This window comes from Streptomyces mirabilis (assembly GCF_018310535.1).
In the GTDB taxonomy this organism is placed as follows: Bacteria; Actinomycetota; Actinomycetes; order Streptomycetales; family Streptomycetaceae; genus Streptomyces.
Genome location: NZ_CP074102.1, coordinates 219,701 through 240,575 on the forward strand (window position 1 = coordinate 219,701; position 20,875 = coordinate 240,575).

Annotated in this window: 18 protein-coding genes and 1 pseudogene; 10 read left to right on the forward strand and 9 right to left on the reverse strand. The window is 70.9% G+C overall.

From position 1 onward, the window contains the following. Positions 1 to 336 precede the first annotated feature (336 nt). From galE to idi, 4 genes and pseudogenes are all read left to right on the forward strand, one after another. The gene (gene galE, locus SMIR_RS00945; RefSeq protein ID WP_168498200.1) at positions 337 to 1,314 is read left to right on the forward strand and encodes a UDP-glucose 4-epimerase GalE; all 978 of its coding nucleotides are present in this window, start codon (positions 337 to 339) and stop codon (positions 1,312 to 1,314) included. 137 nt (positions 1,315 to 1,451) lie between these two features. Then, on the forward strand, positions 1,452 to 2,390 hold the full coding sequence (locus tag SMIR_RS00950) for a cation diffusion facilitator family transporter (RefSeq protein WP_168498198.1): 939 nt from the start codon (positions 1,452 to 1,454) through the stop codon (positions 2,388 to 2,390). A gap of 217 nt (positions 2,391 to 2,607) precedes the next feature. Next, a pseudogene (locus SMIR_RS00955) lies at positions 2,608 to 3,360 on the forward strand (SAM-dependent methyltransferase); the annotation flags it as partial. Positions 3,361 to 3,734: 374 nt separating this feature from the next. Continuing rightward, positions 3,735 to 4,328 carry an isopentenyl-diphosphate Delta-isomerase gene (idi, locus tag SMIR_RS00960; RefSeq protein WP_054232743.1) on the forward strand — a complete coding sequence of 198 codons (594 nt, stop codon included), beginning with the start codon at positions 3,735 to 3,737 and terminating at the stop codon, positions 4,326 to 4,328. Between the two features lie 33 nt (positions 4,329 to 4,361). On the opposite strand, the gene SMIR_RS00965 is transcribed toward idi, so the two are convergent. Both SMIR_RS00965 and SMIR_RS00970 read right to left on the reverse strand, forming a co-directional pair. Next, complete coding sequence (locus tag SMIR_RS00965; RefSeq protein WP_168501468.1) at positions 4,362 to 4,868, reverse strand: ATP-binding protein; 507 nt, start codon at positions 4,866 to 4,868, stop codon at positions 4,362 to 4,364. A gap of 221 nt (positions 4,869 to 5,089) precedes the next feature. Then, positions 5,090 to 5,674: an HdeD family acid-resistance protein gene (locus tag SMIR_RS00970; RefSeq protein WP_168498194.1), complete on the reverse strand. Its 585-nt coding sequence runs from the start codon at positions 5,672 to 5,674 to the stop codon at positions 5,090 to 5,092. Positions 5,675 to 5,740: 66 nt separating this feature from the next. Here SMIR_RS00970 and SMIR_RS00975 point away from each other — a divergent pair, with 66 nt between their 5' ends. Next, complete coding sequence (locus SMIR_RS00975) at positions 5,741 to 6,550, forward strand: enoyl-CoA hydratase/isomerase family protein (RefSeq protein ID WP_168498192.1); 810 nt, start codon at positions 5,741 to 5,743, stop codon at positions 6,548 to 6,550. Here SMIR_RS00975 and SMIR_RS00980 read toward each other — a convergent pair. Further along, positions 6,540 to 7,175 carry a DJ-1/PfpI family protein gene (locus SMIR_RS00980; protein ID WP_075030367.1) on the reverse strand — a complete coding sequence of 212 codons (636 nt, stop codon included), beginning with the start codon at positions 7,173 to 7,175 and terminating at the stop codon, positions 6,540 to 6,542. The genes SMIR_RS00975 and SMIR_RS00980 overlap by 11 nt on opposite strands. Positions 7,176 to 7,225: 50 nt before the next feature. Beyond that, complete coding sequence (locus tag SMIR_RS00985; RefSeq protein ID WP_212726311.1) at positions 7,226 to 8,179, reverse strand: GlxA family transcriptional regulator; 954 nt, start codon at positions 8,177 to 8,179, stop codon at positions 7,226 to 7,228. Positions 8,180 to 8,324: 145 nt separating this feature from the next. On the opposite strand from SMIR_RS00985, the gene SMIR_RS00990 reads away from it, so the two are divergent. The 3 genes from SMIR_RS00990 (at position 8,325) to SMIR_RS01000 (ending at position 12,350) form a co-directional block, all read left to right on the forward strand. Continuing rightward, on the forward strand, positions 8,325 to 9,191 hold the full coding sequence (locus SMIR_RS00990; protein WP_168498188.1) for an SCO6745 family protein: 867 nt from the start codon (positions 8,325 to 8,327) through the stop codon (positions 9,189 to 9,191). 88 nt (positions 9,192 to 9,279) lie between these two features. After that, positions 9,280 to 11,676, forward strand: coding sequence for a Tex family protein (locus SMIR_RS00995; RefSeq protein ID WP_212726312.1), 2,397 nt, complete (start codon positions 9,280 to 9,282; stop codon positions 11,674 to 11,676). A 104-nt stretch (positions 11,677 to 11,780) separates the two neighbouring features. After that, the gene (locus SMIR_RS01000; protein WP_168498184.1) at positions 11,781 to 12,350 is read left to right on the forward strand and encodes a putative glycolipid-binding domain-containing protein; all 570 of its coding nucleotides are present in this window, start codon (positions 11,781 to 11,783) and stop codon (positions 12,348 to 12,350) included. Position 12,351: 1 nt separating this feature from the next. Here SMIR_RS01000 and SMIR_RS01005 read toward each other — a convergent pair whose 3' ends face one another. After that, positions 12,352 to 13,992: an ABC-F family ATP-binding cassette domain-containing protein gene (locus SMIR_RS01005; RefSeq protein ID WP_168498182.1), complete on the reverse strand. Its 1,641-nt coding sequence runs from the start codon at positions 13,990 to 13,992 to the stop codon at positions 12,352 to 12,354. An 84-nt stretch (positions 13,993 to 14,076) separates the two neighbouring features. Further along, on the reverse strand, positions 14,077 to 15,102 hold the full coding sequence (locus SMIR_RS01010; RefSeq protein WP_168498180.1) for an oxidoreductase: 1,026 nt from the start codon (positions 15,100 to 15,102) through the stop codon (positions 14,077 to 14,079). Between the two features lie 66 nt (positions 15,103 to 15,168). On the opposite strand from SMIR_RS01010, the gene SMIR_RS01015 reads away from it, so the two are divergent. After that, a complete protein-coding gene (locus SMIR_RS01015) occupies positions 15,169 to 16,143 on the forward strand; it encodes an FAD-dependent oxidoreductase (protein WP_168498178.1) in 975 nt (324 codons plus the stop codon). Between the two features lie 13 nt (positions 16,144 to 16,156). Here the strand turns inward: SMIR_RS01015 and SMIR_RS01020 are convergent, their stop codons facing one another. Continuing rightward, on the reverse strand, positions 16,157 to 18,118 hold the full coding sequence (locus SMIR_RS01020) for a Xaa-Pro dipeptidyl-peptidase (RefSeq protein ID WP_212726313.1): 1,962 nt from the start codon (positions 18,116 to 18,118) through the stop codon (positions 16,157 to 16,159). A 180-nt stretch (positions 18,119 to 18,298) separates the two neighbouring features. Between SMIR_RS01020 and SMIR_RS01025 the strand changes: the two genes are divergently transcribed. After that, the gene (locus SMIR_RS01025) at positions 18,299 to 19,798 is read left to right on the forward strand and encodes a M1 family metallopeptidase (protein ID WP_168498174.1); all 1,500 of its coding nucleotides are present in this window, start codon (positions 18,299 to 18,301) and stop codon (positions 19,796 to 19,798) included. 94 nt (positions 19,799 to 19,892) lie between these two features. Here the strand turns inward: SMIR_RS01025 and SMIR_RS01030 are convergent, their stop codons facing one another. Continuing rightward, positions 19,893 to 20,369, reverse strand: a complete 477-nt coding sequence (locus SMIR_RS01030; protein WP_168498172.1) for a F0F1 ATP synthase subunit B family protein — start codon at positions 20,367 to 20,369, stop codon at positions 19,893 to 19,895. 9 nt (positions 20,370 to 20,378) lie between these two features. Continuing rightward, positions 20,379 to 20,834, reverse strand: coding sequence for a macro domain-containing protein (locus SMIR_RS44760; protein ID WP_422664384.1), 456 nt, complete (start codon positions 20,832 to 20,834; stop codon positions 20,379 to 20,381). Positions 20,835 to 20,875: the final 41 nt, after the last annotated feature.

A 20,875-nucleotide genomic window follows, 5' to 3' on the forward strand; every position in this document is an offset into this window, starting at 1 on the left:
CGCGGCCTTGCGCCGGGCGTGTACGTGGTGGGAAGGCCCCGGCCCCAGGCCCGAGGGGGCTCAGGCCGCTGGGCGGCATGTCGGCAGAGGCTATCGGATGATGAGAAGCGGGCGTTCACCGCCCGTTCACTGCGCGATCAACCACATCTGCGTACCGCCTCCGCCGCGATCATCATCGGTGATCCGGGGGCCGTGTCACAAACCCGCACTCGCAGAACGCAATATTTGCGTCATTGATCTCGACACCTTCCGGACCGTTACATAGAGGGGCAGGACGGTCGGATCGGCGGCCGGCACCGGAGCCACCGGCGGCGGACCGACATAGGGTGGTCGTCCATGACATGGCTGATCACAGGCGGGGCCGGATACATCGGGGCACACGTGGCGCGGGCGATGGCGGAGGCCGGTGAGCGCGTCGTCGCCCTCGACGACCTCTCGGCCGGGGTTCCGAACCGGCTTCCGGAGAGCATTCCGCTGGTGCAGGGCTCGTCACTCGACGGGGACCTGCTCAAGCGGGTCCTCGCGGAGCACTCGGTGACGGGCGTGGTGCATCTCGCCGCGCGCAAGCAGGTCGGCGAGTCCGTGGCCCAGCCGACGCGCTACTACCAGGAGAACGTGGGCGGGCTCGCGACACTCCTGGAGGCGGTCGCCGGGGCCGGCGTCAAGCGCTTCGTCTTCTCCTCCTCCGCCGCCGTCTACGGCAACCCGGATGTGGACCTCATCACGGAGGACACTCCCTGTGCGCCGATGAGCCCGTACGGCGAGACGAAGCTCGCCGGGGAGTGGCTGGTCCGCGCGGCGGGCCGGACCCACGGCATCGCGACCGTGTGCCTGCGCTACTTCAACGTGGCGGGTGCGGCCACGCCCGAGCTGGCCGACACCGGCGTGTTCAATGTGATCCCGATGGTCTTCGACCGCATCACCCGCGACGAGGCCCCGCGGATCTTCGGCGACGACTACCCGACGCCGGACGGCACCTGCGTCCGTGACTACATCCATGTCGCCGACCTCGCCGAGGCACACCTCGCGGCGGCCCGGCGGCTGGCCGGCGGCGCGACGGGCGACCTCACGGTGAACATCGGCCGCGGGGAAGGAGTATCGGTACGTGAACTGCTCACGTTGATCGGCGAGGTCAGCGGGGACAGCCGGCGGCCGGTGGTCGAGCCGCGCCGCCCCGGGGACGCGCCGCGCGCGGTCGCCTCGGCCGACCTGGCCGCGCGGGAACTCGACTGGAGCGCGCGGCGCGGGGTCCGGGAGATGGTGGAGTCGGCGTGGCAGGGGTGGGTGCTGCATCACCCCCGGGCACAGGATTAACGATCTCGAGTGTGCTCTGACCTGCGGATCGTTTCCGCAGGTCAGAGCATATGACAACGGTGTTCAGTGCCGCGTTGCCCGATACCCCCCGCCCGTAGTTCACTGTGATCCCGGGCAGAGCACAGGAGGCGGCTTCCATGGGGGCTGGACACGATCACGGGCACGCCCATGGCGCGCCCACCAGCGGCACGGCGGCAGCCGCGTACCGCGGGAGGCTGCGGGTCGCGCTGTCGATCACGCTCACCGTGATGGTGGTCGAGATCGTCGGCGGCCTCATGGCCGATTCCCTCGCACTCGTCGCCGACGCGGCACACATGGCGACGGACGCGGTGGGGCTGGGCATGGCACTGCTCGCGATCCACTTCGCCAACCGCCCGCCCAGCGGCAACCGCACGTTCGGCTACGCGCGGGCCGAGATCCTCGCCGCGCTCGCCAACTGTCTGCTGCTGCTCGGTGTCGGCGGCTACGTCCTGTACGAGGCGATCCACCGCTTCGTGACGCCCGCCGACACCGAGGGCGGTCTGACCATCGTCTTCGGGTTGATCGGTCTGGTCGCGAACACGATCTCGCTCACGCTGCTGCTGCGCGGCCAGAAGGACAGCCTGAACGTGCGCGGCGCCTTCCTGGAAGTGGTGGCGGACGCGCTGGGTTCGGTGGCGGTGATCATCTCCGCCGTGGTGATCATGACCACCGGATGGCAGGCGGCCGACCCGATCGCCTCGATCATCATCAGCATCATGATCGTCCCGCGCACCTGGAAGCTGCTCCACGAGACGCTCGACGTGCTCCTGGAGGCGGCGCCCAAGAACGTCGACATGGCGGAGGTGCGCACCCACATCCTGGCCCTGCCAGGCGTCGAGGACGTGCACGACCTGCACGCCTGGACCATCACGTCGGGCATGCCGGTCCTCTCCGCCCATGTGGTCGTCAGCTCCGACGTCCTGAACGCCATCGGCCACGAGAAGATGCTCCACGAGCTCCAGGGCTGTCTGGGCCACCACTTCGACGTGGAGCACTGCACCTTCCAGCTGGAACCGAGCGGGCACGCGGAGCACGAGGCGAAGCTCTGCCACTGAGGGGCTCCTGATCCAGCGGGCTTCAAATTCGCGGGCGTGGTCGGCGCCTCCGGTGCTAGCGTGGCCGGAAATCAGAGGAAGAGGTGGGTTGATGACTGTCGCGTTCGGTGCCGCTGTGCGCGGCGACAGGTGCGTCCCCATCCTCCGGGTCCACGGCTGACCCACGCCGAGCGGCGTTCGCGGCGGCCCGGGCCCCCGCATCCAAAGGTTTCCCACGTTGTCCGAGCATCACGACTCGTCCGACCGCAACGCCCTCCACGAGGCTTTCTTCACCCTGCGTCACCGACTGCCCCGGCAGGGCCCCGGCTCCGACGCCACCACCCGTCACCTGCTCTCACTCGCGGGCCCACTGCCCGTCCGTCCCCGCGTGCTCGACCTGGGCTGCGGCCCCGGCCGCTCGGCGCTGCTCCTGGCCGCCGAGGCCGCGGCCGAGGTGACGGCCGTCGACCTGCACGAACCGTTCCTCGACGAACTGCGGACGGCCGCCGAGGCCCGGGGGCTGACCGCCTCGATCGACACCGTCCACGGGGACATGGGGGAGCTCGCCCACCCCGATGGCTCGTTCGACCTGCTCTGGGCCGAGGGCTCGGCCTATCTGATCGGTTTCGACACCGCCCTGCGCCGCTGGCGGCGGCTGCTCGCCCCCGGCGGCACGCTGGTCCTCACCCACTGTGTGTGGACCACCGACACGCCGTCCGACCAGGCCCGCGCGTTCTGGGAGGACGAACCGTTGCGCACGGCCGACCAGGACACCCGGGTCGCGCGCGACGCCGGGTACTCCGTACTGGGGGTGTACTTCCAGCCGGAGTCCGACTGGGACGAGTACTACGACGCGCTCGGCGTCCACGCCGACGTGGCCGATGTCACGAGGCCCGGCATGGCCGAGGCGGTGGCGGGTGCCCGGGCGGAGATCGCCATGCGCCGCGAGCACGGGAGGGAGTACGGCTACGTGGGCTATGTCCTGCGTCCGGTCGCCGTCGGGGACTGACGCCTCCCGTCCGCCCGGTGCCCGCGTCGGCGCCTGCGTCCGTCGCCGTACGGCGGGTGCGCCGCGCACCGTGGTGAACCGGCCGCGGACTACGGCATCCGGCCCGGGTTCGACGGGCCGGACGGGCACCGCCTCCGGGGGTCCCGGCGAACATCTGATGGCCCCTGTCCTGGACGGTTCCCCGTCCGTGGCGCCGGGCACGATCAGGTGTCCGGCCGCTTTCGGTGACTGACAGACGTCGGCCGCGTGTCCCGCTCCGGGCCCCCGGAGCGGGACATGCGGGGAGCCGCGAAGTGCCGGGAGTGCCGGTTTCGTACGGCAGACTTGGGGCTCGAAGACCGATGCGAAGGATGGGTATGCCGATCACACCTGCCACCGCGACGCACAGTTCGTCGAACGGCACCGTTGAAGCGATCTTGCTCGAGTTGGTCGACGAGGACGGCAACACGATCGGCACGGCGGAGAAGCTCGCCGCCCATCAGCCACCGGGACAGCTGCACCGGGCCTTCTCCGTGTTCCTCTTCGACGAGCACGGCCGGCTGCTGCTCCAGCAGCGCGCCCTGGGCAAGTACCACTCCCCCGGTGTCTGGTCCAACACCTGCTGCGGCCACCCCTACCCCGCCGAGGCGCCCTTCGCGGCGGCGGCCCGGCGGACGTACGAGGAGCTCGGCGTCTCGCCCTCGCTGCTCGCGGAGGCGGGCACGGTCCGCTACAACCACCCGGACCCGGAGTCGGGCCTGGTGGAGCAGGAGTACAACCATCTCTTCGTCGGCATGGTGCAGTCGTCGCTGCACCCCGATCCTGAGGAGGTCGGGGACACCGCGTTCGTGACCGCCGCCGAACTCATGGAGCGGCACGCGAAGGACCCCTTCTCGGCGTGGTTCATGACGGTCCTGGACGCGGCCCGCCCGGCGATCAGGGAGCTGACGGGCCCGTCCGCCGGCTGGTGACGGTCCCGTCTCCGCGAAGACTCCCCGAGGGTGCTAGAAGATGCTCGCAGTGAGCGGCAGGGCGGCCCAGATCACCTTGCCGCCACTCGCCGTGTGCTCGACGTCGCACACCCCGCCCGACTCCCTGGCGACCTCCCGCACCAGCAGCAGCCCACGGCCGCCGGTCTGGCCGTGGTCGGCCTCCAGGGCGGTGGGGCGGTAGGGATGGTTGTCCTCCACCGAGACCCGCACCCACTCGGATCCCACGGCCACCTCCACGGCGAGCATCGGGGAGAGCAGTGCCGCGTGTCGTACGGCGTTCGTGACCAGTTCGGAGACGATCAGCAAAAGCCCGTGGACGAGGTCGTCCGAGACTGGCACTTGCTGACGGAAGAGCAGGTCACGAACGGCGTGTCGTGCCTGCGGAACCGAGGCGTCGATGGCGGGAGCGGTGAACCGCCACACCCCCTCGTACGGCAGCGGACCCGGCGGTCTCCGATCGGGAGGCACATCCCCGGCGCCTTCAGGGCGGGAGTCGAACCCCCGCCCGTGGTTCTCCATCGTCCGGTCGCCACCCTTGCGCTCGATTGTCACCACACGTCGAGTGTTGGTAACGCGCTGGTCCGGACCGCATCCCTGAACAGAAGTCAGCGACTATCGACGGTTTCTGACCGTTGACGCATGGCACGGTCGGCCGCACGACCGCTCCTGTCCGTGTGGTGTCTGCTTCGAGAACTATTCGGGTTGTACGGGTTGGGCGCCGGGCTCGCCCGATTCGTCCGTCAGCGGCCGCGCCCCGAGACCAGATGTACGATGCGCCGCCCGCCGAAGCCGGTGGCGATCAGGCCCAGCCCGTCGAAGAGCAGCGCGAGCGAGAAGAAGCAGCCGATCACGTACTTGCTGCTGCTCGGCCAGTTGTCCAGCACCAGGATGCCGAGGAGCAGGCCGAAGACGCCCTGCAGGAGCGTCCAGCCGAACTGCGGACCGCGCACCACGAGACTGCCGACCAGCCGGAACACTCCACCGGTCAGGAACAGCAGGGCCGCGAACATGGTGAGCGCCTCGGCCGCGGCGTCCGGGCGGCGGATCACCACCACTCCGGCCGCGATGTTCAAGGCCGCGACCACCACCCCGAGCCAGAAGAAGTTGGTGCCGCGGGCCTGAATCGCGTGCAACAGTCCGACCGCTCCGCCGATCAGCAGCAGCCAGCCGAACAGGATCATCGAGGTCAGGGTCGCGACGCCCGTGTATACGAGCCCGACGAGCCCCGCGATCACCAGGATCACGCCGAACGCGGCGGTCCAGCTGAAGCCGCGGTTCAGCTTGGTGGTCGCGTCGTTCGGCGCCCTGTCCTTGGTCCTGGCCATCAGCGCCTCCTCGCGCCCGGCCCCTTCTTGATCGTACGTTCGAGGGTTGCGGATAGCATCCGGCATATGGAGCCGCAGCTGCTGCACAGCGTCGGCGACGGGGTCGCCACCGTCGTCATTCACCACCCGGCCAAGCGCAACGCCATGACGGCCGACATGTGGAGGGCGCTGCCGCCCCTGCTCGACGGGCTCGCGGCCGACCCGGACGTCCGTGTACTGGTGCTCACCGGCGAGGGCGGCACCTTCTGCGCGGGGGCCGACATCTCGACGCTGCGGGGCTCCTCGGACGAGGCGCAAGGGCTCGCCGTGAACGCCGAGGAGGCACTCGCCGCGTTCCCCAAGCCGACGCTCGCGGCGATCCGCGGGTACTGCGTCGGCGGCGGATCCCAGCTCGCGGCGGCCTGCGATCTGCGGTTCGCGGAGGAGGGCGCGCAGTTCGGAGTGACGCCGGCGAAGCTGGGGATCGTCTACGCCGCCTCGGCCACCCGGCGGCTGGTGTCGCTGGTGGGTCCGGCGACCGCCAAGTACCTGCTGTTCTCGGGCGAGCTGATCGACACCGAACGGGCACTGCGCACGGGTCTGGTGGACGAGGTGCTGCCCGAGGGCGAACTCGGCAAGCGGGTCGGGGAGTTCAGCCGCGTCCTGGCCACGCGGTCGCTGCTGACGCAGGCGTCCGCCAAGGAATTCGCCCATGGGCGGACCGACCGGGACGCGTACTGGGCCGAGCAGGCGCGCGGGAGCGACGACACCGCGGAGGGCGTCGCCGCGTTTCTGGAGCGCCGGCCGCCGCGCTTCACCTGGACCACGCCGGCGTCCACCGCAACCAGCCGGCCGGCCACCACGACCGCTCCGTCGTCCACCGCGACTACTCCATGATGAAGCGGCTCTTCGCCCGGAACTCCGCCACCAGATGTGCAGGAGCCTTCTGGGGTGACCCGGCGTCGTAGGGCGGCTGCGGGTCGTACTCCGTCAGCAGTTGTACGGCCTGTGCGTGTTCGTCGCCCGCGATCCGTCCGAGCAGGGCGAGCCCCATGTCGATGCCGGACGACACGCCGGCCGCCGTGACGTACTTCCCGTCGAACACCACCCGCTCCCCCGTCGGCTCGGCACCGAACCGCTTGAGGTGGTCGAGGGCCAGCCAGTGCGAGGTGGCCCGGCGGCCCTCGAGCAGCCCAGCGGCGGCCAGCAGCAGGGAGCCGGTGCACACGGAGGTCGTCCAGGTGCTCGTGGCGTCGGCGGCGCGCAGCCAGTCCAACAGGACCCGGTTGTCCATCTGCGGGGTCTGGCCCGGTCCGCCGGGGACCACGACGATGTCCGGGCGCGGCACCTCGGCCAGGGTCCTGTCGGCGGTCAGAGCCAGGTTGCCGCTCTCGTTGCGGACGGCGCCCGTGTGCTCGGCGACGAAGACGGTCTCCGCGTCGGGCAGGCGGCCGAGGGTCTCGTAGGGTCCCACGGCGTCCAGGGCGGTGAAACGGTCGAAGAGGACGATGGCGATCTGCATCGGGTTCCTTTCCACGGGTGGGTGGGGCAGGGGCGTCAGATGAGGGCCGGTCAACGGGTCGGGGCGGGGCGGAAGCGGCGCCGGTACTCCGCCGGCGCCGTGCCGAGCACCTTCACGAAGGCACGGCGCATCGCCTCGGGGGTGCCGTAGCCGCAGACGCGGGAGATCCCCTCGACTCCGTCGGCGGTGTCCTCCAGCAGGCGCCGGGCGTGTTCGAGGCGGACGCGGTCGACGTACCGGCCCGGGGTCATGCCCGTCTCGGTCTGGAAGGCGCGGGCGAAGTGCCGGGGCGAGAGCCGGGCGCGGGCGGCGAGCGACTCGACGGACAGGTCGTCGCCGGGGTGCTCGGTGATCCACTGCTGGACCTCGCGGAGCGGTTCGCGCCGCGCCGTCTGCGCGGCCAGCTGGGCGCTGAACTGGGCCTGGTTGCCCGGGCGGCGCAGGAAGACGACGAGGTGACGGGCGACCGTCAGGGCGGCCTCGCGGCCGAGGTCCTCCTCCACGAGCGCGAGGGCGAGGTCGATGCCGGAGGTGACGCCGGCCGAGGTGGACACCTGTCCGTCCCGCACGTAGATGGGGTCGGGGTCGACCTCGACGGCCGGGTGGTCGCGGGCGAGCTTGTCGCAGTACGCCCAGTGGGTCGTCGCGCGGCGGCCGTCCAGAAGGCCCGCCTCGGCGAGCGGGATGGCGCCGGTGCAGACGGAGACCAGGCGCTCGGCGCGCGGCCCGTGCGCGCGCAGCCAGCCGGTCAGCCGGGGGTCGGGACGCCGGGTGCCCCGGCCGCCCGGGACCAGCAGGGTGTGCGGGACGGGCGCTTCGGCGAGGGTGTGGTCCGGGACGAGGGTGAGGCCGCTGGTGGTACGCACGGGTGCGCCGTCCAGGGAGGCGGTGTGGATGCGGTACGAGCCGCCGCGGAGGGCCTCGGCGCCCGCGAAGACCTCCACGGGGCCCGTGACGTCGAGGCTCTGCACGTCGTCGAAGAGGACGACCAGAACGGTTCGCATGGTCTCGATTCTTGGCGGGCGGGGTGATGGCCGCAATGACGAGTACCCCACCTTTCCTGCCATCGCCCCGCCCGCACCTTTCCTGCCATCACCCCATCGCCCCTCCAGCCTTCCCGGCGTACCGACTAGTCGGTAACCTTCGGGCATGACCACACCTCTGCCGGAGCGCGCCGGGCGGCGCTGCCACAACGTCCTCAACCCGCTGCACTCGACGCACTACTTCTCCCCGGACCTGGGCCGGGAGCTGGCCGCCATCGGGATCGAGGACAGCAAAGGCGCGTACTTCGCCGTACGGGCCGCCGCCATGGGGCCGGTGGGTCCCGGCACGGTGACGGCGACGTTCTACAACTTCCGCCACGAGCTGGTGGCCCGGCATGTGCCCGAGGTGTGGGAGAAGGCGTCCCCGGAGACCGTCCTCGCGGCGCGCGCGCGTGCCGTCGACGCGACCTGGCGACGGCTCCTCGGCGAGGACGTCCTCGCCTCCAAGGAGGTCGCCGAGGCGGCGGAGCTCGCCCTTCGGGCCGCGGAGGCCTGCACCAGGACCGCGCGTCCGCTGTACGCGGCGCACGCCGACCTGCCCGTGCCCGACACGCCGCACCTCGCCCTCTGGCACGGCGCCACGCTGCTGCGCGAGCACCGGGGCGACGGTCACCTCGCGGCGCTGCTCGACGCGGAACTCGACCCGGTCGAGGCCCTGGTGAGCCACACCGCGACCGGCAAGGGCATGGCCCCGAAGTGGGCACTGGGCACGCGCGGCTGGTCGCGGGCGCACTGGGACGCGGCGGTCGAACGGCTGCGCGAGCGCGAACTGCTCGACACGGAGGGCGAGTTGACCGCGGCGGGGGTGGCCCTGCGCCAGGAGATCGAGGACCGCACGGACCGGCTGGACCGTGCCCCGTACGAGCATCTGGGCGCCGCGGGCGTGGAGCGCCTCACCGAGCTGGCGCGGGGCATCCTGATGCGGGCGCTGGCGGCCGGCGCGTTTCCCGAGGGCATGACCGGCAAGGCCTGACAGCGCCGATCGGCGCCCTGATCCCCCGTTGTCGGTGTCACCTGCCACAATTGCCGCGCAACCTCAGTGGAGAAGGCGGTACGGGATCGTGACGACACCCCTCGTAGGGTCCATCGAAGGCAGGATCGCCGAGGAGCTCGGCGTACGGGAGCGGCAGGTCAAGGCCGCCGTCGACTTGCTCGACGGCGGGTCGACGGTGCCCTTCATCGCCCGCTACCGCAAGGAAGCGACCGAGATGCTCGACGATGCGCAGCTGCGCACCCTCGAGGAGCGGCTGCGCTATCTGCGGGAGCTGGAGGAGCGGCGCACGGCGATCCTCGAATCGGTGCGCGAGCAGGGCAAGCTCACCGAGGAGGTCGAGGCGCAGATCCGGGGCGCCGAGACGAAGGCGCGGCTCGAGGACATCTATCTGCCGTTCAAGCCGAAGCGGCGCACGAAGGCGCAGATCGCGCGCGAGGCGGGCCTGGAGCCGCTGGCCGAGGGCCTGCTCGGCGACCCGTCGGTCGACCCGCTCGCCGCCGCGACGGCCTTCGTCGACGCCGACAAGGGCGTACCCGACCCGCAGGCCGCGCTGGACGGCGCCCGGTCGATCCTCACGGAGCGGTTCTCGGAGGACGCCGACCTGATCGGCGAGCTGCGCGAGCGCATGTGGGTGCGCGGGCGTCTGGCCGCCAAGGTGCGGGACGGCAAGGAGGAGGCGGGCGCCAAGTTCGCCGACTACTTCGACTTCGCCGAGCCCTTCAAGGAGCTGCCCTCGCACCGCATCCTCGCCATGCTGCGCGGTGAGAAGGAGGAGGTCCTCGACCTCGTCCTGGAGCCCGAGGAGCCCTCCGAGCAGCCCGGTCCCTCCTCGTACGAGGGAATCGTCGCCCATCGCTTCCAGATCGCCGACCGCGGTCGTCCCGGCGACAAGTGGCTCACGGACACGGTCCGCTGGGCCTGGCGCACCCGCATCCTCGTGCACCTCGGCATCGACCTGCGGCTGCGGCTGCGCACGGCCGCCGAGGACGAGGCGGTGAACGTCTTCGCGGCGAACCTGCGGGACCTGCTGCTCGCCGCCCCGGCGGGCACGCGCGCGACGCTGGGCCTCGACCCCGGTTTCCGTACGGGTGTCAAGGTCGCCGTGGTCGACGCGACCGGCAAGGTCGTGGCGACGGATGTCATCTACCCGCACGTCCCGGCCAACAAGCGGGACGAGGCCATCGCCAAGCTCGCCCGCCTCGCCAAGGAGCACGCGGTCGAGCTGATCGCGATCGGCAACGGGACGGCGTCCCGCGAGACCGACAAGCTCGCCGGTGAACTCATCACCAAGCACCCGGAGTTGAACCTCACCAAGGTGATGGTGTCCGAGGCGGGGGCGTCGGTGTACTCGGCGTCGGCGTTCGCCTCGCAGGAGCTGCCCGACATGGACGTGTCGCTGCGCGGCGCCGTCTCCATCGCGCGCCGCCTGCAGGATCCGCTGGCCGAGCTGGTGAAGATCGACCCGAAGTCCATCGGCGTCGGGCAGTACCAGCACGACCTGTCCGAGGTGAAGCTCTCCCGGTCCCTGGACGCGGTGGTCGAGGACTGTGTGAACGGCGTGGGCGTGGACGTGAACACGGCCTCCGCCCCGCTGCTCGCCCGCGTCTCCGGCATCACCTCCGGGCTCGCGGAGAACATCGTGGCGCACCGTGACGCCAACGGCCCCTTCACGTCCCGTACCACCCTCAAGAACGTGGCCCGGCTCGGCCCGAAGGCGTACGAGCAGTGCGCGGGCTTCCTGCGCATCCGGGGCGGGGACGACCCGCTGGACGCTTCCAGCGTGCACCCGGAGGCGTACCCCGTGGTGCGGCGGATGGTGAAGACGGCGGGCAGCGAGGTCGCCTCCCTGATCGGCAACACCGGTGTGCTGCGCTCGCTCAGGCCGACCGACTTCGTGGACGAGACGTTCGGTCTGCCGACCGTCACGGACATCCTGAAGGAGCTGGAGAAGCCGGGGCGCGACCCGCGACCCGCCTTCAAGACGGCCACCTTCAAGGAGGGCGTCGAGAAGATCTCCGACCTGGCCTCCGGGATGGTGCTCGAAGGGGTCGTCACGAATGTGGCCGCGTTCGGGGCCTTCGTGGACATCGGCGTCCACCAGGACGGTCTGGTGCATGTCTCGGCGATGTCGAAGACGTTCGTGAAGGACCCGCGCGATGTGGTCAAGCCGGGTGACATCGTCAAGGTGAAGGTGCTCGAGATCGACATCCCGCGCAAGCGGATCTCTCTCACGCTGCGGCTCGACGACGAGGCGACTGCGTCGGACCAGCAGGGTGGGGGTGGGCGTCCGCAGCGGGGTGGACGGCCGCCGCAGCAGCGCCAGCAGCAGCGTCAGCCGCGGGGTGGGGCGGGCGGAGGCGGAGGCGGCGGTTCGCGGCAGGCCGCTCCGCCGCCGGCCAACAGTGCGATGGCCGACGCGCTGCGGCGCGCTGGGCTTGTCGATCCTAAGAAGGGCAGGCGCTGAGCGGCTGAAGGTACGTGGGGAACTGCGGGTCGTTCGTGGCTGAGCGCGCAGTTTCCCGCGCCCCTTTCGGGGCGCTGTACCGGCCCGGGATCCTAAGGTGACGTATGGCCAGCTCGCGCGTCATCACCTGGGAAGTCAGTGAGAGCAAGGGGTTCGAGACCTCTTGGATCATGTCCGGCGCCCGCTCTCTGCGGGCGCGCGGGCGTGCCGTCGGGACGGTTCCCGAGCCGTACTGGATCTCTTACGAGCTCGACACCGTCGACGGGTTCGTGACCCGGCGGCTGTGTGTGAGCGCCGAGACGGCCTCGGGCACACGCTCGCTGGACCTGCGGCACGACGGTGAGGGGCACTGGACGGCGGACGGGGACTGGCTGCCCGACCTCGGCGGCGCCCTCGACTGCGACCTGGGCCTGTGCCCGCTCACCAACACGATGCCGGTGCTGCGCCACGGGTTGCATCTCGGGCCGGGTGAGCGGGAGTTCCTGATGGCCTGGGTGTCGGTGCCGGACCTGGCCGTGCGGGCGTCGGCGCAGACGTACACACATCTCGGACGCACCGGGGACGGCGGGCGCGTGCGTTTCTCGTCGGGTGACCACCGCAGTGATCTGGAGTTCGACGCGGAGGGGTACGTCGTGGACTACCCCAATATGGCGCGCCGGATGGCCACGGCCTAGCTCAGCGTTCGGTCACCTTGCCCGCCGCCACTTCCAGCCGACGCGTGGTGTGGACCGCGTCGAGCATGCGGCGGTCGTGGGTCACGAGCAGCAGGGTGCCCTCGTACGAGTCGAGCGCCGACTCCAACTGTTCGATCGCGGGCAGGTCGAGGTGGTTGGTCGGCTCGTCGAGGACGAGGAGGTTGACGCCACGGCCCTGGAGGAGGGCGAGGGCCGAGCGGGTGCGCTCGCCCGGGGAGAGGGTGGCCGCAGGGCGCAGGACGTGTTCCGCCTTGAGGCCGAACTTGGCCAGCAGGGTGCGAACCTCGGCCGGTTCGGTGTCGGGGACGGCCGCGCTGAACGCGTCGAGCAGGGACTCGGAACCGTGGAAGAGTTTGCGGGCCTGGTCGACCTCGCCGACGACGACGCCGGAGCCGAGGGTCGCGTGACCGGCGTCCAGCGGGACCCGGCCGAGCAGGGCGCCGAGCAGGGTCGACTTGCCCGCGCCGTTGGCGCCCGTGACGGCGACCCGGTCCGCCCAGTCGATCTGAAGGGTCGCGGGGCCGAAGGTGAAGTCGCCGCGCCGCACCTCGGCGTCACGCAGAGTGGCGACGACAGCGCCGGAGCGCGGAGCGGCCGCGATCTCCATCCGCAGCTCCCACTCCTTGCGCGGCTCGTCGACGACGTCCAGGCGCTCGATCATGCGCTGGGTCTGCCGGGCCTTGGCCGCCTGCTTCTCGCTGGCCTCGCTGCGGAACTTGCGGCCGATCTTGTCGTTGTCGTTGTTCGCCTTGCGCCGGGCGTTCTTCACGCCCTTGTCCATCCAGGAGCGCTGCATCTGGGCGCGGCCTTCGAGGGCGGTGCGCTTGTCGGCGTACTCCTCGTAGTCCTCGCGGGCGTGCCGACGGGCGGTGTCGCGCTCCTCCAGGTAGGCCTCGTAGCCGCCGCCGTAGAGGGTGATCTGCTGCTGGGCGAGGTCGAGTTCGAGCACCTTGGTGACCGTGCGGGTCAAGAACTCACGGTCGTGGCTGACGACGACGGTGCCCGCGCGCAGCCCGGAGACGAAGCGTTCGAGCCGCTCCAGGCCCTCCAGGTCCAGGTCGTTGGTGGGCTCGTCGAGCAGGAAGACGTCGTAGCGGGACAGGAGCAGGGAGGCCAGTCCGGCGCGGGCCGCCTGGCCGCCGGACAGTGACGTCATCGGCTGGTCGAGGTCGACGCCGAGCCCAAGGGTGTCGGCGACCTCCTCGGCGCGCTCGTCGAGGTCGGCGCCGCCGAGGTCGAGCCAGCGTTCCAGGCTCTCCGCGTACGCGTCGTCCGCGCCCGGCGCGCCGTCGACGAGTGCCTGCGTCGCCTCGTCCATCACGCGCTGGGCCTCGGCCACACCGGTGCGCCGGGCCAGGAACTCCCGGACGCTCTCGCCCTCCCGCCGCTCCGGCTCCTGCGGCAGATGCCCGACGGTCGCCGACGGCGGGGACAGCCGCAGCTCCCCCTCCTCGGGCGTGAGCAGTCCGGCGAGCATCCGCAGCAGGGTGGACTTGCCCGCGCCGTTGGCACCGACGAGTCCGATCACATCGCCGGGCGCGACCACGAGGTCGAGCCCGGAGAAGAGCGAGCGGTCGCCGTGTCCGGCGGCGAGGTTCTTGGCGACGAGAGTGGCAGTCATCAGGAGGCCGATCCTAACGGCCCGGCCGCCCCGGCTGCGCCCCCGCTTCGCTGCGGGGCCGCACCCCCGTTCCATGGGGCCCGCTCAGTGGGCCATCGCCTCCACCAGCACGCTCCCCGAGGTCCGCGCCACGAGGAAGGACTCCCCCTTCACGGCCTTGGCGTCCAGGGCGATCCGGTGTCTGCCCGCCTCCAGAATCCCGTCGAAGACCTCCTGGGCGTGCGTGCGGTACAGCCGGTCGAGGCGGTACGCGGTGATCTGGACCCGGCAGGTGGAGGTGACCTCGATGCCCGCCTCGCCGTCGGCGGCGACCAGGCGGGTGAGGCGGCGCAGCTCGTGGGGACTGCGGTCCAGGGCGTGCTCGATCTGGGCGACGAGGAGCGGGATGACGGGGGCCAGGCCGTCGACGTAGGCGACCTCGACCCCGGCCCGCTCGAAGGACCGCCGTACCGCCGCGCGCTCCTGTTCGCCGATGGCGCGCCCGAAGGCCACCGCGCCGTACCCGCGGAGTTCCTCGGCCGGGACGTAGGTGGCGTCGCGGGTGATGTCGGCGCCGATGCCGATGGTGCGCAGGGCGGCGGCGAGCTTGGCGAGCACGGCGACCCTGGCGCCGATGAGCAGGACCCGGCGGCGCGCCCCGGGGTCGCCGAGGAGCAGGGAGTTCAGGGCGCTGCGGTACTCGGCGCCCTGGAAGCGGAACGGCCCTATCCCGTGGTACCCGTTGAGTTCCAGATCGGCGTGTTCGCCGGTCTGCCAGGCGAAGTCGCGCCACACGTAGTCGTCGGTGGAGTCGTCCTTCTCGATGACGGCGGTCACGGCACCGCATTCGATGCCCTCGCACTCGGGACAGCCGTAGATCACGTAGCGGCCGTCGTCGAGCGGAGCCTCGGCCTCCAGGAGGAGGCTTCGGACCTGGGCGGTGAAGATGGCGGGTGGTACGTCGGAGGCGAGCGGGGACACCGCGTCGAGGTCGGAGAGCTGGTACAGCAGCGGGCGGCCGTCGACGATGAAGTCGACGAAGTCCCGGTGCACTTGGTAGTCACCGTTGGCGAGGACTCCACCGGCACGCATCGCCGGTGCCAGGCCGAAGGTCGCGTACTCGGCAGACATGCTGTGAGTATCCCCAGACTGGGAGTGATGTGAGCACGGCATGACATATTCCGCTAACGTCCCCGCATGGACAACGTGCCCAGCGGTGACGTGATCGTGGTCGGAAGCGGTGTCGTCGGGTTGACGACGGCGATCGTCCTGGCCGAGCGCGGCCGGCGGGTAAGGGTGTGGGCGCGGGAGTCCGGCGAGCTGACCACCTCGGCCGTTGCCGGCGCGCTGTGGTGGCCTTACCGCATCCGGCCGAAAGCGCTCGCGGGTGAATGGGCCCTGCAATCACTCTCCGTGTACGAGGAGTTGGCTGCCCGGCCCCAGGAGACGGGCGTACGCGTGGTCGAGGGCGTACAGGGCGAGACACGACTGGACGAGCTGGAGCCGTGGGCCGCCCGGGTGCCGGGGCTGAGGGCGACGACGGCCGAGGAGTACACGGGTACGGGGCTGTGGGCGCGGCTGCCGCTGATCGACATGCCGGTGCATCTTCGGTGGCTGCGCGAGCGGCTTCTGCGGGCGGGCGGGACGATCGAGACACGGACGGTGACGGATCTCGCGGAGGTCGAGGCGCCGGTCGTCGTGAACTGCACGGGTCTTGGCGCCCACACGCTCGTACCGGATCCGGCCGTACGACCCGTGCGCGGGCAGCTCGTGATCGTGGAGAACCCCGGGATCCGCAATTGGCTCGTGTCGACGGATTCGGACGCCGGGACGACCACCTATGTCTTCCCGCACCCGGACCGGCTCGTGCTGGGTGGCACGACCGACGAGGACGACTGGTCGCTCACGCCGGATCCGGTGGCGGCCGGGGCGATCGTCGAACGGTGTGCGGCACTGCGGCCGGAGATCGCCGGGGCGCGCGTGCTCGGCCATCGGGTGGGGCTGCGGCCGGTGCGTGACACGGTCCGGCTGGAGCGTGAAGTACTGCCGGACGGGCGGGTGTTGGTGCACCACTACGGACATGGCGGCGCGGGCGTCACGGTGGCCTGGGGCTGTGCGCGGGAGGCGGCCGGGCTCGCGCTGGGCGAGGAACCGGCCGCCGTGCGCCCTTGAGGTCGTCAGTGGATCAGCGGGTCTCCCCCGGCACCCGGAGGGCACTGCTCGGATCGCGTACGCCGTCGAGGCCGGCCGTGCTCGTGGCGGCGGCGGAGCCCGCCGTCGCCCTGGTGAAGGCCCCGGCGCCGCCGACGAAGGGCACGCGGGCCGACGTACGGGACAGGTCCAGGGTGAGGGTCGGAGTGGTGGACGGCGGGTCGATGAGGTCCTTGTCCGTGCCCGCGACGATCAGGGCGAGCCGGTGGCCCGCCGGGACGACGTGGTCGGTGGCGGCCAGGTCGAGCGTGATCGTGTACGCCTTGCCCGGGGTGAGCGGGGCGCCCTTGAGGTCGGAGGCGTAGTTGCCGAGGTCGGCCCAGCCGCGGCTGAAGACCGTGGCCGCGACGTCGGTCTTCTTCGCCTGGGTGACCTTGTAGCAGGAGCTGTCGCCGGTCGTGCTCGGACCCCAGCAGGTGCGGTCGGTGAGGGTCGTGATGCCCTCGCCGCCGTCGGCGTAGTCGCGGATGGTGTCCGGGCCCAGGTCGACCAGGACCGCGGAGAGGTGGGCGGTCGAGGTGGTCGGCGTGGCGGTGACGGTCACCTTGGAGGAACCGGACAGACGCAGGTCCCCGGCCAGCGGCTTGGTGACGAACCCGGCCTTCTCGGGGGTGGACCGGTCGATGTGCGCGGCCCAGTCGGTCTCGCTCAGCTTCGGGTCGTCGGTGAAGGCCTCGGTTCCGGAGCCCGTACGCAGGCCGAGGGTGCCGACGCCCGCCTGGGTGCCCGTGCCCGGACGCAGTGTCGTCGTCTGCGTCCCGCGGGGCGGCCAGACGCTGGAGGTGACCCACTGGTCGGGGTGGCGCTCGATGTCGGCCATGGGCTCGTCGTCGATGCCGTTGTCGTAGCCGAGGAGTTCGTGGTCGAACCAGCGGTGCAGGGTGTCGACCCAGGCGCCGCGGCGGAAGTCGAAGGGGTCGACATGGCCGGTCTGGGAGAGCCAGATCTTGCGCTCGACGCCGTTCTTGGCGAGGGCGCTCCACCACTGGCCGAAGTTCTTGGTGCGGACGTTGAGGTCCTGCATGCCGTGCACCAGGAAGACGCTCGCCCTGACCTTGCTCGCGTCCTTCACATAGTCACGCTCGGTCCAGAACTTGGTCCAGTCACCGGTGCGCGGCGCTCCGTCGACGAGCTTCTGCTGCACGGCGGCGCACTTGGCGGTGGCCTCGGGGCTGTCGACGTAGCCGGAGAGCCAGTCCGGGCCCGAGTCGTACAGTGGGGCGCCCTTGGCGAAGTAGTAGTCGTACCAGGAGGAGATGGCGCTGATCGGCACGATGGTCTTCAGGCCTTTGACGCCGGTCGCGGCGACGCCGTTGGCGATGGTGCCGTCCCAGCTTTTGCCGATCATGCCGGTTCTGCCGTTGGTCCAGCTCGCCTTGGCCCGGTCGGCGCCGGTACGCGTCGTGTAGCCCTTGGCCCGGCCGTTGAGCCAGTCGACCACGGCCTTCGCGGACTGGATGTCGGAGCGGCCGCCGACGTCCACACAGCCGTCGGAGCGATTGGTTCCGGCCAGGTCGACGCCGACGAAGGCGTAGCCGCGCGGCACGAAGTAGTTGTCGTAGAACAGCGGCATCTGGACGACGTTGCCGTTCGCGTCGTACGTCTTGAGCTGGCTCTCGTTGCCGCGTCCGCAGCAGGAGTAGTACGGGCTGGCGTCCATGATCACGGGAACCTTGCGGCCCTGCCGGGCGAGTTCGCGGGGCCGGACGATGTCGACGGCGACACGGTCGGTCTTCCCGTCGCCGTCGCCGTCGAGGCCGGTGTCCACCCAGACGGACTCGCGGATCGCGTTCTCGTACGAATAGACCGGGGTGCTCTCCCGGGGCGCGCCGTGTGCGGCGGCGGGGGCGAGGAAGACGGCCAACAGGGCGGCGGTGGCCGCCGTCGCGAGCGATCTCCAGGTCGTGAAGCGCATACGGCGCGCTGGTTTCGGCATGCGCGGAAGGTACCCCGGCCAACTCCCGTACAAAAGAGGGTCTGTGGAGGCAGCCGGGCCCGAATCGGTCATGTCGGCCGAATGGCGATCGTGTGACAGGAGGGGCGATGGACAGGGGGACGGCACAGGGAGTCAATAGGCTCCGAACCGTCCTCGTTCCCCCACGACTTGGAGCTCTCCGTGCACCGCAGACTCATCGCCCCGGGCGCGCTCGCCATCTCCCTGCTGCTGGCGATCCCGGCATCGGCGGCGGACTACACCCCCGGGGCGCCCGGTATCGGCGACCCCTATTACCCGGCCTACGGCAACGGCGGATACGACGTCTCCCACTACGACCTGCGGCTCCAGTACCAGCCGGCGACCGACGAGTTGCAGGGAACGGCGACCGTCCTGGCCACCACCACGCAGGACCTCTCACGCTTCGACCTGGACTTCCTGCTCGACGTGAGCGAGGTGCGGGTCAATGGGGCGAAGGCCTCGTTCACCACCTCGGGCCAGCACGAGCTGGAGATCACCCCGGCGACTGGGCTGCCGAAGGGCACGCCCGTCACGGTCGTCGTCCGTTACAGCGGAGTGCCCTCGACGAAGAGCGCGTACGGCTTCTCGACCTGGCACCGCACTCCGGACGGGGCCGTCGCGGCGGACGAGCCGGAGTCGGCCTGGTGGTGGTTCCCCAGCAACGACCATCCGAGCGACAAGGCCACGTACGACGTCTCGGTGGCCGTGCCGGACGGCACGCAGGCGATCTCCAACGGCACGCTCCAGTCGACGAGCTCACGGCTCGGCTGGACCCGCTACAACTGGCGGTCCAACAAGCCGCAGGCGACCTATCTCGCCACGCTCGCCATCGGAAAGTTCGACATCACGACGGGGACGACGTCCGACGGCGTCCCGGTCGTCAACGCGTACAGCAAGGACCTCGGCGACAACGACGGGGCCGCGCGGGCGAGCGTCGAGCGGACCGGGGAGATCGTCGACTGGCTGACCGGCTACTTCGGCCCGTACCCCTTCAGCTCGGTGGGCGGATACGTGCCGAACACCACCACCGGGTACGCGCTGGAGACCCAGACCCGCGTGTACTACAGCCCCCGGCAGTTCGCGAACGGCTCCAACACCTCCGTGGTCGTCCATGAGCTGGCGCACCAGTGGTACGGCGACGACGTGTCCCTGAAGGGCTGGAAGGACATCTGGATCAACGAGGGCTTCGCGCGGTACGCGCAGTGGCTGTGGTCCGAGCACGAGGGCGAGGGGACGGCGCAGGAGCTCGCGGACTACGTGTACGCCTCGCATCCGGCGGACGACGCCTTCTGGACGGTCGCACCGGGTGACCCCGGTCCGGACAACCAGTTCGACACCGCGGTCTACGACCGGGGGGCGTTGGCGGTCCAGGCGCTGCGCAACGAGGTCGGGGACGACACGTTCTTCGCCATCCTGAAGGGGTGGCCGCAGGAACACGCATACGGGAACGCGTCGGTCGGGGACTTCCAGAAGTACGCGGAGAAGGTGTCCGGCAAGTCGCTCGCCACGCTCTTCGACACCTGGCTGTTCAAGCCGTCGAAGCCGGCGGCGCCCGCGGCGCGGGGTGTTTCCATCGCGGTGGCCCCGGCCACGGCGGGTGCCCCGGCGCAACCCAGGTCGTGGAAGAAGATCGCGGCGACCGATTCCGTCCACTCCGGCTGAACCGGTACCCCGGGCCCCTGAGCGCGGCCTTCGCCCGCTCGCCCGCCCTTTCCCATTCAGGGCGGGCGAGCGGGGGGCCGTTCGCGTACGGGCGTCAGTTGCCTTGCTCCACCGGGGCCGCGATCCGCTCGCCCACAATGCGGCTCGCCAGCTCCGAAGCCAACTCCGATACGGACATACGGAGTTCGGCATCGGCCGCCGCGCACTCGGACTCGATGCGGGTGCGGCCGGCGGCCACCACGGCGTCACGTTCGCGCTGCCCGTCCGCGCGGGCCTCGGCGATCAGCGCGGAGCCCTGTTCGAGGGCCTGCTGGCGAATGCGGGCGGCTTCGTGGCGGGCCTCGGCCAACAGGGCCTCGGCCCCTACGCGCTCACTTTCGGCGCGGGCGCGTACGGCTTCGGCGCGCTGCTTGGCGCCGTTGATGGCGTCGTCCCGCAGTTCGAGCGCTCGGTTCATCCGCGGGAGTACGCGGGCGACGAACACATAGATGAAGGCGAACAACGCCAAGGCGTAGCCGACGTCCTGAACCTTCGGGTTGAGTGGACCTATCGGGTAGGGGATGAGTTCCATGGCCGTGACTTACCCGCTCATGCGTGCGAACCAACGCACATCCGCGCCAGAGTTGACCGAAAACTGCCCCTCTGGCCGACCCCGGTGCCCCTTCGGTCGAATCTCCGGTGCGGCCGAACAGACGGGCGGCCCGGATGCCCCACCAGGGGCGCGGGGAACTGCGCGCCCAGCCACAGACAACCCGCGACGGGGCAACGCACTCGCACCACCCCTCAGGGGCGCGAGGAACCACGCACCCCACCACAGGACGGACGTGTCGAGTTCGGCGGCCTTGGCCGCGAGATGGGCGAGGGCCTTCTCGACCCGGACGAAGTGGGCCGCGCCCGACCCGAAGTCGTGAGCGCGGAGGGCCAGGACGAAGCCCTTCCCCCAGCCCCCGATGTCATTGCAGACGTGGGCGATCAGCTTGACGCCCTTGGCCGACGGAGTGGCGGCGTCACCACGGACGTACATGATCTCCGACATGACGCCACCGTAGGCGCCGCCACTGACAACGGCGTCCGACC

Excerpts from the sequence above, each read along its gene's own strand:
- galE (WP_168498200.1), top strand. The coding sequence starts at position 337 with ATGACATGGCTGATCACAGGCGGGGCCGGATACATCGGGGCACACGTG.
- SMIR_RS00950 (WP_168498198.1), top strand. The coding sequence starts at position 1,452 with ATGGGGGCTGGACACGATCACGGGCACGCCCATGGCGCGCCCACCAGC.
- idi (WP_054232743.1), top strand. The coding sequence starts at position 3,735 with ATGCCGATCACACCTGCCACCGCGACGCACAGTTCGTCGAACGGCACC.
- SMIR_RS00965 (WP_168501468.1), bottom strand. The coding sequence starts at position 4,868 with ATGGAGAACCACGGGCGGGGGTTCGACTCCCGCCCTGAAGGCGCCGGG.
- SMIR_RS00970 (WP_168498194.1), bottom strand. The coding sequence starts at position 5,674 with ATGGCCAGGACCAAGGACAGGGCGCCGAACGACGCGACCACCAAGCTG.
- SMIR_RS00975 (WP_168498192.1), top strand. The coding sequence starts at position 5,741 with ATGGAGCCGCAGCTGCTGCACAGCGTCGGCGACGGGGTCGCCACCGTC.
- SMIR_RS00980 (WP_075030367.1), bottom strand. The coding sequence starts at position 7,175 with ATGCAGATCGCCATCGTCCTCTTCGACCGTTTCACCGCCCTGGACGCC.
- SMIR_RS00985 (WP_212726311.1), bottom strand. The coding sequence starts at position 8,179 with ATGCGAACCGTTCTGGTCGTCCTCTTCGACGACGTGCAGAGCCTCGAC.
- SMIR_RS00990 (WP_168498188.1), top strand. The coding sequence starts at position 8,325 with ATGACCACACCTCTGCCGGAGCGCGCCGGGCGGCGCTGCCACAACGTC.
- SMIR_RS01000 (WP_168498184.1), top strand. The coding sequence starts at position 11,781 with ATGGCCAGCTCGCGCGTCATCACCTGGGAAGTCAGTGAGAGCAAGGGG.
- SMIR_RS01005 (WP_168498182.1), bottom strand. The coding sequence starts at position 13,992 with ATGACTGCCACTCTCGTCGCCAAGAACCTCGCCGCCGGACACGGCGAC.
- SMIR_RS01010 (WP_168498180.1), bottom strand. The coding sequence starts at position 15,102 with ATGTCTGCCGAGTACGCGACCTTCGGCCTGGCACCGGCGATGCGTGCC.
- SMIR_RS01015 (WP_168498178.1), top strand. The coding sequence starts at position 15,169 with ATGGACAACGTGCCCAGCGGTGACGTGATCGTGGTCGGAAGCGGTGTC.
- SMIR_RS01020 (WP_212726313.1), bottom strand. The coding sequence starts at position 18,118 with ATGCCGAAACCAGCGCGCCGTATGCGCTTCACGACCTGGAGATCGCTC.
- SMIR_RS01030 (WP_168498172.1), bottom strand. The coding sequence starts at position 20,369 with ATGGAACTCATCCCCTACCCGATAGGTCCACTCAACCCGAAGGTTCAG.
- SMIR_RS44760 (WP_422664384.1), bottom strand. The coding sequence starts at position 20,834 with ATGTCGGAGATCATGTACGTCCGTGGTGACGCCGCCACTCCGTCGGCC.